At 64.7% G+C, this 14,298-nt stretch carries 12 protein-coding genes; 6 read left to right on the top strand and 6 right to left on the bottom strand.

The window, feature by feature from the left end; all coding sequences use genetic code 11:
- Nucleotides 1–215 precede the first annotated feature (215 nt).
- The gene (locus tag QQL28_RS10730; RefSeq protein ID WP_284264621.1) at nucleotides 216–998 is read right to left on the bottom strand and encodes an enoyl-CoA hydratase/isomerase family protein; all 783 of its coding nucleotides are present in this window, start codon (nucleotides 996–998) and stop codon (nucleotides 216–218) included.
- Nucleotides 999–1,173: 175 nt separating this feature from the next.
- Between QQL28_RS10730 and QQL28_RS10725 the strand changes: the two genes are divergently transcribed.
- Nucleotides 1,174–2,553 carry a caspase family protein gene (locus tag QQL28_RS10725; RefSeq protein ID WP_284264619.1) on the top strand — a complete coding sequence of 460 codons (1,380 nt, stop codon included), beginning with the start codon at nucleotides 1,174–1,176 and terminating at the stop codon, nucleotides 2,551–2,553.
- Here QQL28_RS10725 and QQL28_RS10720 read toward each other — a convergent pair.
- Nucleotides 2,550–4,640, bottom strand: a complete 2,091-nt coding sequence (locus tag QQL28_RS10720; protein WP_284264617.1) for a molybdopterin-dependent oxidoreductase — start codon at nucleotides 4,638–4,640, stop codon at nucleotides 2,550–2,552. The genes QQL28_RS10725 and QQL28_RS10720 overlap by 4 nt on opposite strands.
- A gap of 223 nt (nucleotides 4,641–4,863) precedes the next feature.
- Here QQL28_RS10720 and QQL28_RS10715 point away from each other — a divergent pair, with 223 nt between their 5' ends.
- The 4 genes from QQL28_RS10715 to QQL28_RS10700 are packed head-to-tail and all read left to right on the top strand — an operon-like array spanning nucleotide 4,864 to nucleotide 9,148.
- Nucleotides 4,864–5,838 (top strand): tripartite tricarboxylate transporter substrate binding protein, encoded by a 975-nt coding sequence (locus QQL28_RS10715; RefSeq protein ID WP_284264615.1) that lies wholly within the window; start codon nucleotides 4,864–4,866, stop codon nucleotides 5,836–5,838.
- Between the two features lie 15 nt (nucleotides 5,839–5,853).
- Nucleotides 5,854–6,324, top strand: a complete 471-nt coding sequence (locus tag QQL28_RS10710) for a (2Fe-2S)-binding protein (protein ID WP_284264613.1) — start codon at nucleotides 5,854–5,856, stop codon at nucleotides 6,322–6,324.
- The gene (locus QQL28_RS10705; RefSeq protein WP_284264611.1) at nucleotides 6,321–8,453 is read left to right on the top strand and encodes a xanthine dehydrogenase family protein molybdopterin-binding subunit; all 2,133 of its coding nucleotides are present in this window, start codon (nucleotides 6,321–6,323) and stop codon (nucleotides 8,451–8,453) included. The genes QQL28_RS10710 and QQL28_RS10705 overlap by 4 nt, the downstream gene beginning before the upstream one ends.
- On the top strand, nucleotides 8,450–9,148 hold the full coding sequence (locus QQL28_RS10700; protein WP_284264610.1) for a molybdate ABC transporter substrate-binding protein: 699 nt from the start codon (nucleotides 8,450–8,452) through the stop codon (nucleotides 9,146–9,148). Before QQL28_RS10705 ends, QQL28_RS10700 begins: the two co-directional genes overlap by 4 nt.
- A 1-nt stretch (nucleotide 9,149) precedes the next feature.
- Here the strand turns inward: QQL28_RS10700 and QQL28_RS10695 are convergent, their stop codons facing one another.
- The 4 genes from QQL28_RS10695 to QQL28_RS10680 all read right to left on the bottom strand — a co-directional run bounded on the left by QQL28_RS10695 (nucleotide 9,150) and on the right by QQL28_RS10680 (nucleotide 12,927).
- Complete coding sequence (locus QQL28_RS10695; protein ID WP_284264608.1) at nucleotides 9,150–9,968, bottom strand: SDR family NAD(P)-dependent oxidoreductase; 819 nt, start codon at nucleotides 9,966–9,968, stop codon at nucleotides 9,150–9,152.
- 77 nt (nucleotides 9,969–10,045) lie between these two features.
- Nucleotides 10,046–11,338 carry a TRAP transporter large permease gene (locus QQL28_RS10690; protein WP_284264605.1) on the bottom strand — a complete coding sequence of 431 codons (1,293 nt, stop codon included), beginning with the start codon at nucleotides 11,336–11,338 and terminating at the stop codon, nucleotides 10,046–10,048.
- Nucleotides 11,329–11,880 (bottom strand): TRAP transporter small permease, encoded by a 552-nt coding sequence (locus QQL28_RS10685; protein WP_284264603.1) that lies wholly within the window; start codon nucleotides 11,878–11,880, stop codon nucleotides 11,329–11,331. Before QQL28_RS10685 ends, QQL28_RS10690 begins: the two co-directional genes overlap by 10 nt.
- 75 nt (nucleotides 11,881–11,955) lie before the next feature.
- Nucleotides 11,956–12,927, bottom strand: coding sequence for a TRAP transporter substrate-binding protein (locus QQL28_RS10680; RefSeq protein ID WP_284264601.1), 972 nt, complete (start codon nucleotides 12,925–12,927; stop codon nucleotides 11,956–11,958).
- A 588-nt stretch (nucleotides 12,928–13,515) separates the two neighbouring features.
- Here QQL28_RS10680 and QQL28_RS10675 point away from each other — a divergent pair.
- Nucleotides 13,516–14,292 carry a cyclase family protein gene (locus QQL28_RS10675; protein ID WP_284264599.1) on the top strand — a complete coding sequence of 259 codons (777 nt, stop codon included), beginning with the start codon at nucleotides 13,516–13,518 and terminating at the stop codon, nucleotides 14,290–14,292.
- Nucleotides 14,293–14,298 lie beyond the last annotated feature (6 nt).

Genomic DNA, 14,298 nt, shown 5'->3' with positions numbered 1-14,298 from the left:
GGCTACGCCGCGGTAAGAACCTGGATTGCTTCGCTTCGCTCGCAATGACGAGCTTGCGGCAAGTGCCATTCACCTACTCGCTGTCATCGCCCGCGAAAGCGGGCGATCCAGTATTCCAGAGGCGGTGATGAATACGGAGAGGCCGCGGCGTACTGGATTCCCCGCTTTCGCGGGGAATGACGGTAGTGATGTGGTGAGGGCTCCAGCTCCTCCCCTCACCGCCCCGTCCAGGATGGCTTGCGCTTCTCGCTGAAGGCTTTCAGGCCTTCCTTGGCGTCCTCGGTCATCGCAAGCAGCGCGATCTGGCTCTCGGTATAGGCGATGCTCTCGTCGAACGACATCGAAGCGATGGCGCGCATGGCGTATTTGCCGCGGCGGATCGCGGTCGGTGACTTGTCGACGATGCGGCCGATCAACCAGTCGACCTTGGCGTCGAGCTCGGCCGCCGGCACCACGTAGTTCAGCAGGCCCGCCTCTTGCGCAGCCTTGGCATCGAACGGCTCGCCCGTCAGTGCCCATTCGTTGACGAGCCGCGGCGGCGCGATGTTCTGGAGCAGGCTGAGCACCTGCATCGGAAACACGCCGACCTTCACCTCGGGCAGGCCGAAGATGACGTGATCGGCGGCGACCGCCATGTCGGTCATGCACAACAGGCCCATGCCGCCGGCCATGCAGACGCCACTGAGGCGCGCGATCGCAGGTTTCGTCGCATCCTGCGACAGGCGCAACAGATCGGCGTAGTCGACGTTGGGCCTGGAAAAGTCCATCGCGAAGGCGGCGCCGGAATTCTGCAAGTCCGCGCCGGCGCAAAACGCCTTGTCGCCCGCCCCGGTGAGCACGATGACACGGACGTCCTTGTCGTCATGCGCATCGCGATAACCCTTGGCGATGCCGGCGATCACCTCGCCGTTGAGCGCATTGCGCTTCTCCGGGCGGTTGATGGTGATCCAGAACGCCTGCCCGCGCTTCTCGGTGATGACGCTGCTCGTGTCGGTCATGGCCCGCTCGCTCGTTGCTCCCGTTGCCAACCATTTGCGGCAGGTCGGACGTCGAGCGCAAGGACAATCTCGGGCATGAAATCGTCATAGCGCCTTGGCGCAACTGCGCTTGGCGATTGAAATATGGGAGATGCCCGCTATCCTGAAAGGAGATTTCATCACCGAAGAGCAATTCATGCGCGCCACCGTCGCGTTGTTGCTGACAGGTTTGATCATTGCTTTTGCCGGCGAAGGCCTGGCCGCCGACCCTGCGAAAATCGCGCTCGTGATCGGCAACGCCAAATACCCCGACAACGAATTGGTGCTGAACGACGCGGCAAACGATGCCAATGATTTGGCGGAGGAGCTGATGCACGACGGGTTCGTCGTCGACAAGGCGATTAACCTGACCGGCGACGCCATGCGAAAGGCACTCGATCGCTTCTATGGCAGGATCGCACAGGGATCGGTCGCGCTGATCTTCTTCGACGGTTTTGGGGTGCAGTCCAACCGGCAGACCTACCTGCTGCCGGTCGACGCCCAGATCTGGACCGAGCCGGACGTGTCGCGCGAGGGCTTCGCACTCGAAGCCATCCTGGGCGAGATGCACAACCGCGGCGCAGCAATCAAGATCGCGCTGATCGAGGCTTCGCGCCGCAACCCGTTCGAGCGGCGCTTCCGCCGCTACTCGGCGGGCCTTGCGCCGGTCGTCACGCCCGCCAATTCGCTCGTGCTCTACTCGACCGGGCTCGGCTCGGTCGTGACCAACAGCAAGAACGACCACGGCCTGTTCGTCACCGAGTTGTTGCGCGAGATGTCAGTGCCCGGCGTCAGCGCCGAGCAGGCGTTGACGAACACGAAGGATGGCGTGGTCAACGCGACCAACAAGGAGCAGGTGCCCTGGTTGTCGTCGTCGCTGACGTCAGAGTTTTCGTTCACTGGCCCTGCGGCGCGTCCGCCCGACAAGCCCGCAGATCAAACTCCCGCGAAGCCCGAGCCGCAAAAGACAGAGCCGCCAAAGCCCGCCTGCGAGGCAGCTCAGCCGGACAGCGGGGCGAGCGCGGAAGATCTCGCCAGGGATCCCGTGATCGCGGACCTCAGCCGCAAGATCGCCGCCAATGGCAACGACGCGGTTGCGCGCTACCAGCGCGGACAGGTCTATGCGATCCGGCATCTCTATGTGCTCGCGGTTGCGGATTTCGATGCCGTCCTCGGCCTCGATCCCAAGGATGCGGAAGCCCTCAACAACCGCTGCTGGACACGGGCCGCGATCGGCGATCTGCAATCCGCGCTCGCCGATTGCGACCAGGCGCTTCAGATCGATCCCGGCTTGACCGATGCGCTGGACAGCCGCGGGCTCGTCAACCTCAAGCTCGGCAAGACGACTGAGGCGATCAAGGATTATTCGGACGCCATCCAGCGCAACCCGCGCGCATCGTCTTCGCTGTTCGGCCGCGGCATCGCCACCAAGCGCAGCGGCGGCGATGGTGCAAAGGACATAGCTCTCGCCAAGTCGCTGGACCCGAACATCGCCAAGGAGTTCGCCGGCTATGGTGTGACGGAGTGCGCGCCTTAGGCGTTCGCCGCCTTCCTCAGCCAGACCTTGTTGTCGTGGAACGGCGCGCCGCCGATCGGGGCGATCGTGTCCGCACCGGTCAGGACGTTGATGCCGCGGCCGCCGATGTGGTTCTTGTTCGGATGGACGGACTCCGCGATCAGCACGCCGCGCTGCACGCCGTCGAACAGCGTCGCAATGAGCGTCGTCTCGCCGCGGGTGTTGCCGAGCGTCACGGCATCGCCCTCGGCGATGTCGAGTGCGGCCGCATCCAGGGGATGGACCATCACGCTCGGCTTGCCCTCGCGCGCCTGCGAGGACGGCGTCTCGTTGAAGGTCGTGTTGAGGAAGCTGCGCGATGGGCTCGTCGCAAGCCGGAACGGATGGTCCCGATCGGCCTCTTCGATCACGGCCCAATGATCCGGCAGCGACGGCATCTTGTCGAAATCGCCCATCATCAGGCCGAACGGCGGATGCACCCAGTCGGCCTTGAAGTGGAATTTCTTGTCGGCATGCGCAAAGCCGTCAAGGAAGTGCGACGTGCGGAAATCCGGCTGGAGATCGCGCCAGATGTCCGCTTCGAGCGCCGCGATATCGCCGTGGCCACTCAGCTTCAGCGTCGCATCGATCAGTTCGCGCGGCGACATCTCGAAACCCCGGTGCTTGGCGCCGAGGCGCGGCGCCAAAGCCTGCAGCACTTCGTGGTTGGAGCGGCATTCTCCGGGCGGATCAATCAGCCTGGGCCCGACGGAGATGTGCTGATGGCCACCGCCGTAATAGAGATCGTCATGCTCCATGAACATGGTCGCCGGCAGAACGATGTCGGCCATCTGCGCCGTCTCGGTCATGAACTGCTCGTGCACCGCCACGAACAGGTCCTCGCGCGCAAAGCCCTGGCGCACCAGCACCTGCTCCGGCGCAACCGTCACCGGGTTGGTATTCTGGATCAGCATCGCCTTGACCGGCCCCTTGCCGTGCAGGGCCTCGGCATCGCCGGTCAGGATGCGGCCGATCTTGGACTGGTCGAGCGCGCGCGTCGAGCGATCGATCGCCTCGTGGCCTTCGATGATGGATTCGTCGAAGTGCCACAGCGCGTAATTGTTGAAGAAGGCGCCGCCGCCTTCATATTGCCAGGCGCCGGTCACCGCGGGAATGCAGGCCGCGGCATGCATCTGGGCAGCACCGTTGCGGCTGCGGCTGAAGCCATAGCCGAGGCGGAAGAACGTCCGCTTGGTCTCGCCGATCGCCTTCGCGAAGGCCTCGATCTCGGCGACCGGAACGCCGCAGATCGCGGACGCCCATTCCGGCGTGCGCGTCTCCAGATGCGCTTCGAGCTCGGCGGGACAATCGGTGTACTTGTCCATATAGGTGCGGTCGGCATAACCGTCGCGGAACAGGACATGCATGACCCCGCAGGCGAACGCGCCGTCGGTGCCGGGACGCAGGATGATCTTGATGTCAGCCTGCTTCATGGTGTCGTTGTTGTAGATGTCGACGGCGGCGATCCTCGCGCCACGCTCCTTGCGGGCACGGGAGGCGTGCGTCATCACGTTGACCTGGGTGTTGACGGGGTTGGTGCCCCAGATCACCACGAGGTCTGAGACTCCCATCTCGCGCGGATCGACGCCGGCGATCTTGCCGGCGCCCACCGCAAAGCCGACGCGCGCGACGTTGGCGCAGATCGTCGAATAGAAGCGCGAATATCTCTTCACATGCGTGAGGCGGTTGAGGCCGTCGCGCATCACCAGTCCCATGGTGCCGGCGTAGTAATAGGGCCAGACCGCCTCGGCGCCGAATTCGCGCTCGACGGCGTTGAAGCGATGCCCGATCTCGTCCAGCGCCTCGTCCCAGGAGATCCGCTCGAACTGGCCCGAGCCCTTCGGCCCGGTGCGGCGCATCGGATACATCAGCCGCTCGGGGTGATGGATACGCTCGGCATAGCGCGCGACCTTGGCGCAGACGACACCCGCCGTATAGGTCTGCTGCTTCGAGCCGCGTACGCGGCCGATGCTGCGGCCTTCGATGACCTCGACATCGAGCGCGCAGGCCGACGGGCAGTCGTGCGGACAGGTGGAATGGCGGATCGCAATCTTGGCGTGCTGGTTCATGGCCAAATTCGTAACACCAAAGGATCGGCCAGCCGAGCCCCTTTATCCGGGATTGCCCATGCAAATAGCTGGGGCTGACCCGGCCTGTTCCGGCGGCCACACCGGAAACCGCGCAATATTCCCAGCAAGGTATTCCCAGCCAGGTCGACTTTGTGAGGCGTCGACAGCCGGCTTGGCTTGTCGCTAGAGTGCGCGCCAACAAGAACGACAGAGGGAGGCGGGCATGACGGGCCCAAAATTCGCGCTGGCATTGGCCGCCGGGCTGCTCACCCTATTCTCCGCGCCGCGCTGCTTCGCGCAGGATTATCCCACGCATGCGGTCCGGATCATCGTCCCCTTCGGGGCCGGGGGACCCGCCGACGTTGCAGCGCGACTGATCGGAAACGTGCTTCAGGAGAGCTTTGGCCAGCCCTTCGTGATCGAGAACCGCACCGGCGCCGGCGGCGTCATCGGCACGCTGGAGGCCGCGAAGTCGCAGGCCGACGGCTACACGCTCTTGATGATGTCCAACACCCAGACCGCGAACGAATCGCTGCTGACGCCGGCGCAGCGCAAATACGATCTGATGCGCGACCTCGCGCCGATCGCACCGGTGAACTATTCCGATCTCGTCATCGTGGTTCACCCTTCCGTGCCGGCGAAGTCGCTTTCCGAGTTCATCGCGCTCGCCAAGTCGCAGCCGGGCAAGCTGAACTACGCGTCATCGGGACAGGGCACGCCCTATCACATGGCCGGCGAGCTGTTCAAAGCCATGGCTGATATCGACGTCGTGCACGTCCCCTATCGCAACAGCGGCGAGGCGCGCAGCGGCGTGATCGGCGGACAAGTGCAGATGATGATCGATGCGGTGCCGGCGATGGCACCCAATGTGACGGAGAACCAGGTACGTGCGCTCGCGACCACGGGCAAGCAGCGCTCCGCGGTGCTGCCGAACGTCCCGACCGCAGGCGAAGCCGGCGTACCCGGCTATGAGGCGACCATCTGGCTCGGCCTGATGGCGCCGGCGGGCACGCCGAAACCGGTCATCGACAAGCTCAACGCCGCCGTCACAGCCCTTGTGAAGCGACCCGACATCGTCAAGCTCTGGACCGAACAAGGTGCCGTGCCGATGGCGATGACGCCGAATGAGTTCGAAACATTCCTGCGCAGCGACATCGTGAAATGGGCCGATGTCGTCAAGAAGTTCGACAAGTCCTGAGGTCGTCATCCGGAAATGCCAACCATTCGATTTCGCCTAAACGGCTCCGACACCGCGATCGACGCCGATTCCGATCAGACGCTGCTCGCGGTGCTGCGTGGCAGGCTCGGCCTCACGGGCAGCCATTTCGGCTGCGGCGCCAATGAATGCGGCGCCTGCTACGTGATGGTCGACGGCCGCGCCCTCGCCTCCTGCGACATGCCGCTGTGGTCGGTGGCCGGCAAGGAGGTCACGACCGTGGAAGGTCTCGGCACCCCCGAACATCCGCACCCGCTGCAGCGTGCCTTCATCGCCGAGCAGGCGATGCAGTGCGGCTATTGCGTGCCGGGCATTTTGATCAGCGCGGCGGCACTGCTGCAACGCAAGCCATCGCCGACCGAGGCGGAGGTCAGGGAAGCGCTCGATCGCAACCTCTGCCGCTGCGGCTCGCAGAACCGCATGGTGCGGGCGGTGCTGCGCGCAGCGTCGGAGATGGCCGCGCCATGAGCACGCCGCCCCCTGCTCCGCAACTGCCGCCCAGCCTGGCCACCAATCCAAGGCTATCGTCCTGGGTGAAGTTCACGCCCGACGAACGCGTGGCGATCTCGCCGGGCAAGGTCGAGATCGGCCAGGGCATCGTCACGGCGCTGGCGCAGATCGCCGCCGACGAGCTCGACGTCGATATCGGCCGGATCGCGATGATCCGCGCCTCGACGGCCGCGAGCCCGAACGAGGGCGTCACCTCAGGCAGCCTCTCGATCCAGCAATCGGGCCGCGCGCTTCGCCAGATCTGCGCCGAGGTGCGCCGGCTGTTCCTCGCAGCGGCGTCGGACCGGCTCGGCGTCGACGCATCAACGCTCGAGATCGACGACGGCACGATGTCCGGGCCGGGCAATGTCCGGACCAGCTATTGGGAGCTCGCCGGCGAGGTCTCGCTCGATCGCATCGCGACAGCGGAAGCGGTCGCGAAGCCCGCCGCCGCGCGCGGCATGGCCGGGCAATCCGTTCAACGGATCGACATTCCCGACAAGGTGTTCGCGCGGCCGCGCTTCATTCACGATACGCCGCTGGCGAACATGCTGCACGGCCGCGTGCTGCGGCCGGAGGTGTCGGGCGCAAGGCTCATGGTGCTCGATGAAACCGCGGCGCGCGCGGTTGCCGGGCTCATCGCGATCGTGCGGGACGGCAGCTTTGTGGGCGTCGTCAGCGAGACCGAGGATAGTGCCGAGGCCGCGTTGAAAGCGTTGCGCAGGGGGGCAACATGGTCGGCCGGCGAGCCGCTGCCGGACGAGGACGATCTGGCTGCGTTCCTGAAGGGCCAGCCGGTCGAGACCAGGGTCATCGACACGAGAGGCGCAGCCGCGCCGAAGCAGATCGCGCGCACGATCCGCCGGCAATACACCCGTCCCTATATCGCGCACGCCTCGATCGCGCCGTCCTGCGCGATGGCGCAGTGGGAGGGAGATCGCGTCCGCGTCTGGACACACAGCCAGGGCGTCTACATGCTGCGCGCCGACCTTGCGATCGTGCTGAAGCTGCCGGTCGAAAGCATCATCGTCGAGCACATGGAAGGCGCCGGCTGCTACGGCCACAATGCGGCCGATGACGTCGCGCTCGACGCCGTGCTGCTGGCACGGGCGGCCGGCGGACGTCCGGTGCGGGTGCAATGGTCGCGGCACGATGAAATGTCGCATGCGCCATTCGGTGCGGCGATGGCGATCGAGATCGAGGCCGATCTCGATGCGGACAGCGAGATCGTCGGCTGGCGGCACGCAGTCTGGAGCAATGGCCATACCGCCCGGCCGGGACGCGCGGCGCAGCCTGCCCTGCTCGCGGCAACCGAGCTCGCAACGCCCTACCCGCGCCTGATCTCGTCAGACCCTCCCGTGGCCAATGGCGGCGGCAGCGACCGTAACTCCATTCCACTCTATGACTTGCCCGCCTGGACGATCGAAAGCCATCGCCTCCTGACCATGCCCATCCGCACCTCGGCGCTACGAACGCTCGGCGCGCAAGGCAATGTGTTCGCGATCGAGTCCATGCTCGACGAGATCGCGGCCATCAGCGGCGAAGACCCCGTCCAGTTCAGGCTGCGCCATTTGCGGGACGAGCGGGCCAAGGATGTGATTCGCGCCGTTGCGGCACGCGCGAAATGGAAGCCGCAGAAGAAAGCCGGCAACGGCTATGGCCTCGGCTTCGCGCGCTACAAGAACACCGGCGCCTATTGCGCGGCGATTGCCGAAATCGAAAGCCAAGAGGACATTCGCGTCAGGCGGCTCACGCTCGCGGTCGACGTCGGCGAGGCTATCAATCCGGATGGGGTGACCAACCAGATCGAGGGCGGCGCGATCCAGGCTACGAGCTGGGTCTTGAAGGAGCGCGTCCGCTTCGACCGCACACGCATCACCTCCACGTCCTGGACGGATTACCCGATCCTCACCTTCAGCGAGGTGCCTGCCGTCGACGTCGAGGTCATCCAGCGAACGGAGATCGCGCCGGTCGGCGCCGGCGAAGCCGCGCACGGGCCGGTGACGGCGGCGATTGCAAATGCTGTATTCGATTGCCTCGGCATCCGCGTGCGCGACATGCCAATCACGCGCGAAAGGCTGATCGCAGCAATGGAGCATGCATCGTGACGGCAATCCATATTTTGAGCGGCGGCGCGGCGCAGGGCCTCGTCGCCGAGCTTTCCGGGGCCCTCGAAGCGCGGACCGGCTACGGGATCGAAGGTGAGTTCGGCGCGGTCGGCCTGATGGCCGACAAGTTGCGTGGAGGTACGTCGGCCGATCTCGTCATCCTGACGCGCGCGCTCGTGACCAGGCTTGCCGACGAAGGGCTCGTCGATCCGACCTCGATCGTCGACGTCGGCGTGGTCGAGACCGCGCTTGCCGTACGTGCCGGCGATCCCGAGGTCAGCGTCAAGACCGAGTCTGACCTGCGGGACGCGCTGTGTGCGGCGGATGCGATCTTCGTTCCCGACACCAAGGCCTCGACGGCCGGAATTCACGTCGCCAAGGTATTGGACCAGCTCGGCATCGCCGGCGAGGTTGCGTCCCGCCTCAAAATCTTTCCTAACGGCGCAACCGCGATGCGGCAGCTTGCGGCATCCGAGGCCACGCGGCCGATCGGATGCACGCAGGCGACCGAAATCATCGCGACATCAGGCATTGTGCTGTCCGGCTCGCTGCCTCCGGACTACGCGCTCGCGACGATGTACACGGCGGGTGTGACGACATGCGCGGCACATGCCACCGCGGCGCGCGTCCTGATCGAGCTGCTCGCCGGCGCAGACCAAAGAGAGCTGCGCCGGCGCGTGGGTTTTGCAGGTTAGATCAAAGCGCTCGCGACTTGCTGAGCTGCGTGAGACCGGTCGGCGGCCCATCTACTGCCGTCCAGCCGCCGTCGACGAACAAGGTGCTGCCGCTGACATAGCTTGCAGCGTCCGAGGCGAGATAGGCTACCGCAGTCGCGACCTCGTCGGCACTGCTCCAGCGGTTGAAGACCGTGTGCCTGGCATAGAGATCGTAGATGTCGGGACGCTGCTTGAACGGGCCGGTCAGCGCGGTCTCGGCAATGCTCGGCGCGATAGCGTTGACGCGGACGCCGGCATGACCGACCTCAGAGGCAAAGCCCTTCACCAGGAGGCCGATCGCCGCCTTGGTCGAGCCGTAAACGCCTAGGCCTGGCTCGATGGTGACCGCGCGCACCGAGGAACAGGCGATGATGCTGCCGCCCTTCTGCTCGACCATGATGCGGCCGAAGGCCTGGAAGAACCACACGGTGCCCTTGACGTTCAGGTTGAGGACGCGGTCGAGATCCTCCTCGGTGTAGTCGAGGATGGTCTTGCGGATATTGAGCCCGGGCGTCGTCACGGCGATGTCGAGCCGCGAGAATTTCTGCATCACGGTTTTGGCCAGCGCGTTGACGTCCGCGGCGCTCGCAGCATCGCACGCCGCCGCCTCGGCCCAGCCGCCCTTGTCACGAATGCCTGCGGCGGTCGCTTCCGCTGCGTCTAGCGCACGATCAGCGCAGACGACGCGGGCGCCAAGCCCGGCCAGCACCTCGGCCGACGATTTGCCGATGCCCGAGGCGGCGCCGAGCACCACGCCCGTCTTGCCGGTGAGATCGAAGAGCTTGCGATAGTCGGTCACGGACAGATTCTCCTGTTGCTGTGACGCAAACTACGCAACGCCGGTTCGCCGGCCAAGGGCCGGCGCACGCACGGCAGCTATCCCTTGTACCCCATCAGCAGGCGCGGCAGCCAAAGCGAGAAGGCGGGGACGTAGGTCACGAACATGAGCGCTGCGATCAGGGCGGCGTAGAACGGCAGGATGGTACGCATCACCGCGCCCACCGAGATGCCGCCGATCGCGCAGCCGACGAACTGCGTCGTGCCGACCGGCGGGGTGTTCAGCCCCAGGGCGCAATTGATCAGCATCAGCATGCCGAACTGCACTGGATCCATGCCGGCCTTCATCGCGATCGGCAGGAAGATCGGGGTGCAGATCAGGATGGTCGCTGCCATGTCCATGAACGTGCCGAGCAAAAACAGGATGACGTTGATGAGCAGGAAGATCATCCAGGGTTCCGAGGACACCTTGTTCATCATGTCGCCGGCGAGGTCGGCCACCTCGTAGAGCCCCATCAGATACTGGAACATGGTGGATACGCCGATCAGCAGCAGCACCACGCCCGTCGTCTTCACCGCCTTGGCCGCGGCCCGCAGGAAGTTCTGCAGGGTCATGGTGCGGTAGATGAAGAAGGTCAGCAGGATCGTATAGGTGACCGCGACGGCTGCGGATTCAGTTGCAGTGAAGACGCCGGACAGGATGCCCGCCAGGATGATGCCGACGATCAGAAGGCCGGGCAGAGCGGCCGCGAGCGAGCGGAAAACCTCGGCCCAGCCCGGGAACTTGCCGGCCGGATAGCCGCGCTTCACCGCAACTGCGTAAGCGGCAACCAGCATGCACGCCATCAGCACGAGCGCCGGCAGGATGCCGGCAGCGATCAGCGCGCCGATCGATACCTTGCCGCCCGCGGCCAGGGCATAGATGATCATGTTGTGGCTGGTCGGCATCAGCGCCCCGACCAGCGAGGCGTGGGTGGTGACGTTGACGGCGTAGTCGGTGTCGAAGCCCTCCTTTTTCATCATCGGGATCATCACCGCGCCCATCGCCGACACGTCGGCCACCGGCGAGCCGGAGACGCCGCCGAACAGCGTGCAGGCGACCACGTTCGACATGCCAAGCCCGCCGCGGATGTGTCCGACGAGATTCTTGGCAAGCTGCACGATCTTGTCGGCGACGCCGCCATGCAGCATCAGCTCACCGCTGAAGACGAAGAACGGGATGGCAAGGAAGGAGAAGATGTTCATCCCCGACATCATCTGCTGGAAGATGACGGCAACCGGCAGGCCTTCGTAGAGGATCGTACAGATCGCCGAGAGGCCGATCGCGAAGGCGACGGGAACGCCGAGGATCAGCAAGCCAAAGAAGGTGGCGCCGAGAATGATCAGTTCCATGAGGGGACGACCTCTTCGCCGCGCAGGAGAGCAATGATGTGCTCGATTGAAAAGGAGACGATCAAGGCGCCGGAGGCGATCAGCGGCACGTAGCGGACGACCTCGGGAAGGCCGAGATTGGGGATCTTCACGGTTCCGACCGACGCCCCGAGGATCCAGCCGTTGTAGACCATCGCAATGCCGAACAAGGCCACCAGAACGTGGATCACAAGCTCGATCTTCTCTCGCAAATGATCCGGAAGCATCACCAACAGACTGTCCATGCCGATGTGTCCGGCATCGCGCACGCCGACGGCGGCGCCGATCAGCGTGACATACAGGATCAGAACCAGCGCAAGGTTCTCCGTCCAGGTCGGACTGGAATTGAGCACGTAACGTCCGAACACCTGGTAAAACACGATGGTGACGATGACGAGCAGGCCGCTCACGGACAGATACATGCCGATACGGGCGACGACGGCATTGATCCGCGACAGCAAGCCGGTAGACGGGCGTGCCGCAGCGGCCTCCGGCTCGTGGCTTGCGACGTGTGGGGCTGACATCCAGGTCTCCTTGCGCGTCTCCGTGCGAGAGGTCCGGTGTCGCCAGTCGGCGACGCCAGACCCGACGCTGGTGTCCTACTTCGTGTCCTGGATGCGCTTGACGAGGCTCTGCAGCTTCTCGTCAGCGGCGAACTTCGCGTAGACCGGCTTCATCGCGTCGACGAACTCCGCCTTGTTGGCGATCGTGACGACCTGGACGCCGGCCGCCTCGACGGTCTTGCGGGACGCCTGCTCACGCTCGTCCCAGAGCTTGCGCATGACGGGCACCGATTCCTTGGCCGCCTTGCGGATCATCGCCTGATCCTCCTTGCTCAGCGTGTCCCAGACCTTCTTGGACATCACGAGAACTTCGGGCGCCAGGGAGTGCTCCGTGACGTTGTAGAACTTGGCCGCCTCGAAATGGCGCGACGACTCGTAGGAGGGCCAGTTGTTCTCGGCGGCGTCCACCAGACCGGTCTTGAGAGCGGTGTAGACCTCGCCATACGGCATCGGCGTCGGGTTGGCCCCGAGGCTCTGGATCATGCCGACCCACAGATCGGATTGCTGGACGCGTATCTTCAGGCCCTTGAGGTCCGCGAGCGACTTGACCGGTGCCTTGACGGTGTAAATGGACCGGGCGCCGCTGTCGTAATAGGCAAGGCCGATCAATCCGGCGGGCTCCATGGCCGCCAGGATCTCATCGCCGATCGGCCCGTCAAGGACCGTGCGCATGTGCTGCGTGTCCCGGAAGATGAAGGGCAGACACAACGTGATGGTTTCCGGCACGAAGTTGTTCAACGGCGATGCGTTGATCCGCATCATGTCGAGTGCGCCGATCTTGAGTTGCTCGATGGTGTCCTTCTCGGAGCCCAGGGCTCCGTTGGGAAACACCTTCACACCGAGCTTGCCTCCGCTCGCCGTCGCGAGCTGCTTGCCCATGAACTTGACGGCCTCGACGGTCGGATAATCGGCAGGGTGTACGTCGGCGGAGCGGAAATCGCGTGCGGTCGCCAGAGGCGCTGAGATCGCCAGCACAGCGGCTGCGACGATACCGGTTAATGTCTTCATCTGGGCTTCCTCCTGAGTTGATTATGTCGTTGTCGGGCAGATGGTGCAGGCCGCTCCACTTCAGGTGCAAAGTCAAGCGTTACAAACGCACGACCTTGGTAGCATTGTGCGGCGGAGTCGGGCGGATTCGGCATGCGTCATGTCCGCCGCGAAGTCCTCGGCGTTGTCGCGTGGAGAATAGCCGATATCGGCCAAATTTTCCGGAGTCCCGTAACTCGCACCTCGCCCTCGGCCAATGCCGGATACGAGGTAATGATGCTCGTCGTAACCATGGATGTCCCTCTCGTCTTATGCTCGACCGCTATTGATTGCGGCTTGGAGGTTCGGCCGAGACGGTCGCCCATCCCGGTGCGAGCGCGCTGCATCGGCGCGATGTCGCCAATCTCGTCCGTACGGCGGGCGGCATTCTGAGTCCAAGCCAAATCCGGCATCGATCAATGCAAAAGTTGCATCAATGGACTCTGCCGGAGATTTCGCTCCGGCCGCCACGGCACGTCCTGCACGGAGGCAGGCCGCATCACTTGACGTCGCCGGTTCAGCCCCCGCAAGATGCTCCGAAACAGAACGGGACATGTTGAGGAAACGGCCATGCCGCGGAAGCTGATCGACATCTCGGTGCCGTTGCAGAATGACGTGCCGGCCGACCCGCCGGGCAACCATCCGACGATCCAGTACATCGATCATCAGCAGGGGCTGCCGCGCATGCTGCAGTTCTTCGACGGGCTGAAGGCGGAGGATCTGCCTGATGGTCAAGGCTGGGCCGTCGAGCAAGTCTCGCTGTCGACCCACAACGGCACGCATCTCGACGCGCCCTGGCACTTCCATCCCACCATGAACCGCGGCGAGCGCGCCTGGACCATCGACGAGGTGCCGCTGGAGTGGTGCCTGCAGCCCGGCGTCAAGCTCGACTTCCGCCATTTGCCGGACGGCCATGTGGCGACCGCCGACGACGTGGAGAAGGAGCTCGCGCGCATCGGGCACACGCTCGCGCCGCTGGAGATCGTCGTCGTCAACACCAGCGCCGGCGCGAAATTCGGACGCGCCGACTACGTCAATTCAGGCTGTGGCATGGGCTATGAAGCCACGATGTATCTGCTCGAGCGCGGCGTGCGCCTGACCGGCACCGACGGCTGGAGCTGGGACGCGCCGTTCGTCCACACCGCGAAGAGATACGCGGAGACCAAAGATGCGAAGCTGATCTGGGAAGGCCACAAGGCCGGGCGTCACATCGGCTATTGCCATATCGAGAAGCTGCACAATCTCGAAAAGCTGCCGTCAACGGGCTTCACGGTCTCATGCTTCCCCGTGAAGATCGAGCGCGCCTCGGCAGGCTGGACGCGGGCCGTCGCCATCATCGACGGCTGACACCGA

The organism is Bradyrhizobium iriomotense, assembly GCF_030160715.1.
Taxonomy (GTDB): domain Bacteria; phylum Pseudomonadota; class Alphaproteobacteria; order Rhizobiales; family Xanthobacteraceae; genus Bradyrhizobium; species Bradyrhizobium iriomotense.
This window is presented reverse-complemented; position numbering and strand designations above follow the sequence as displayed.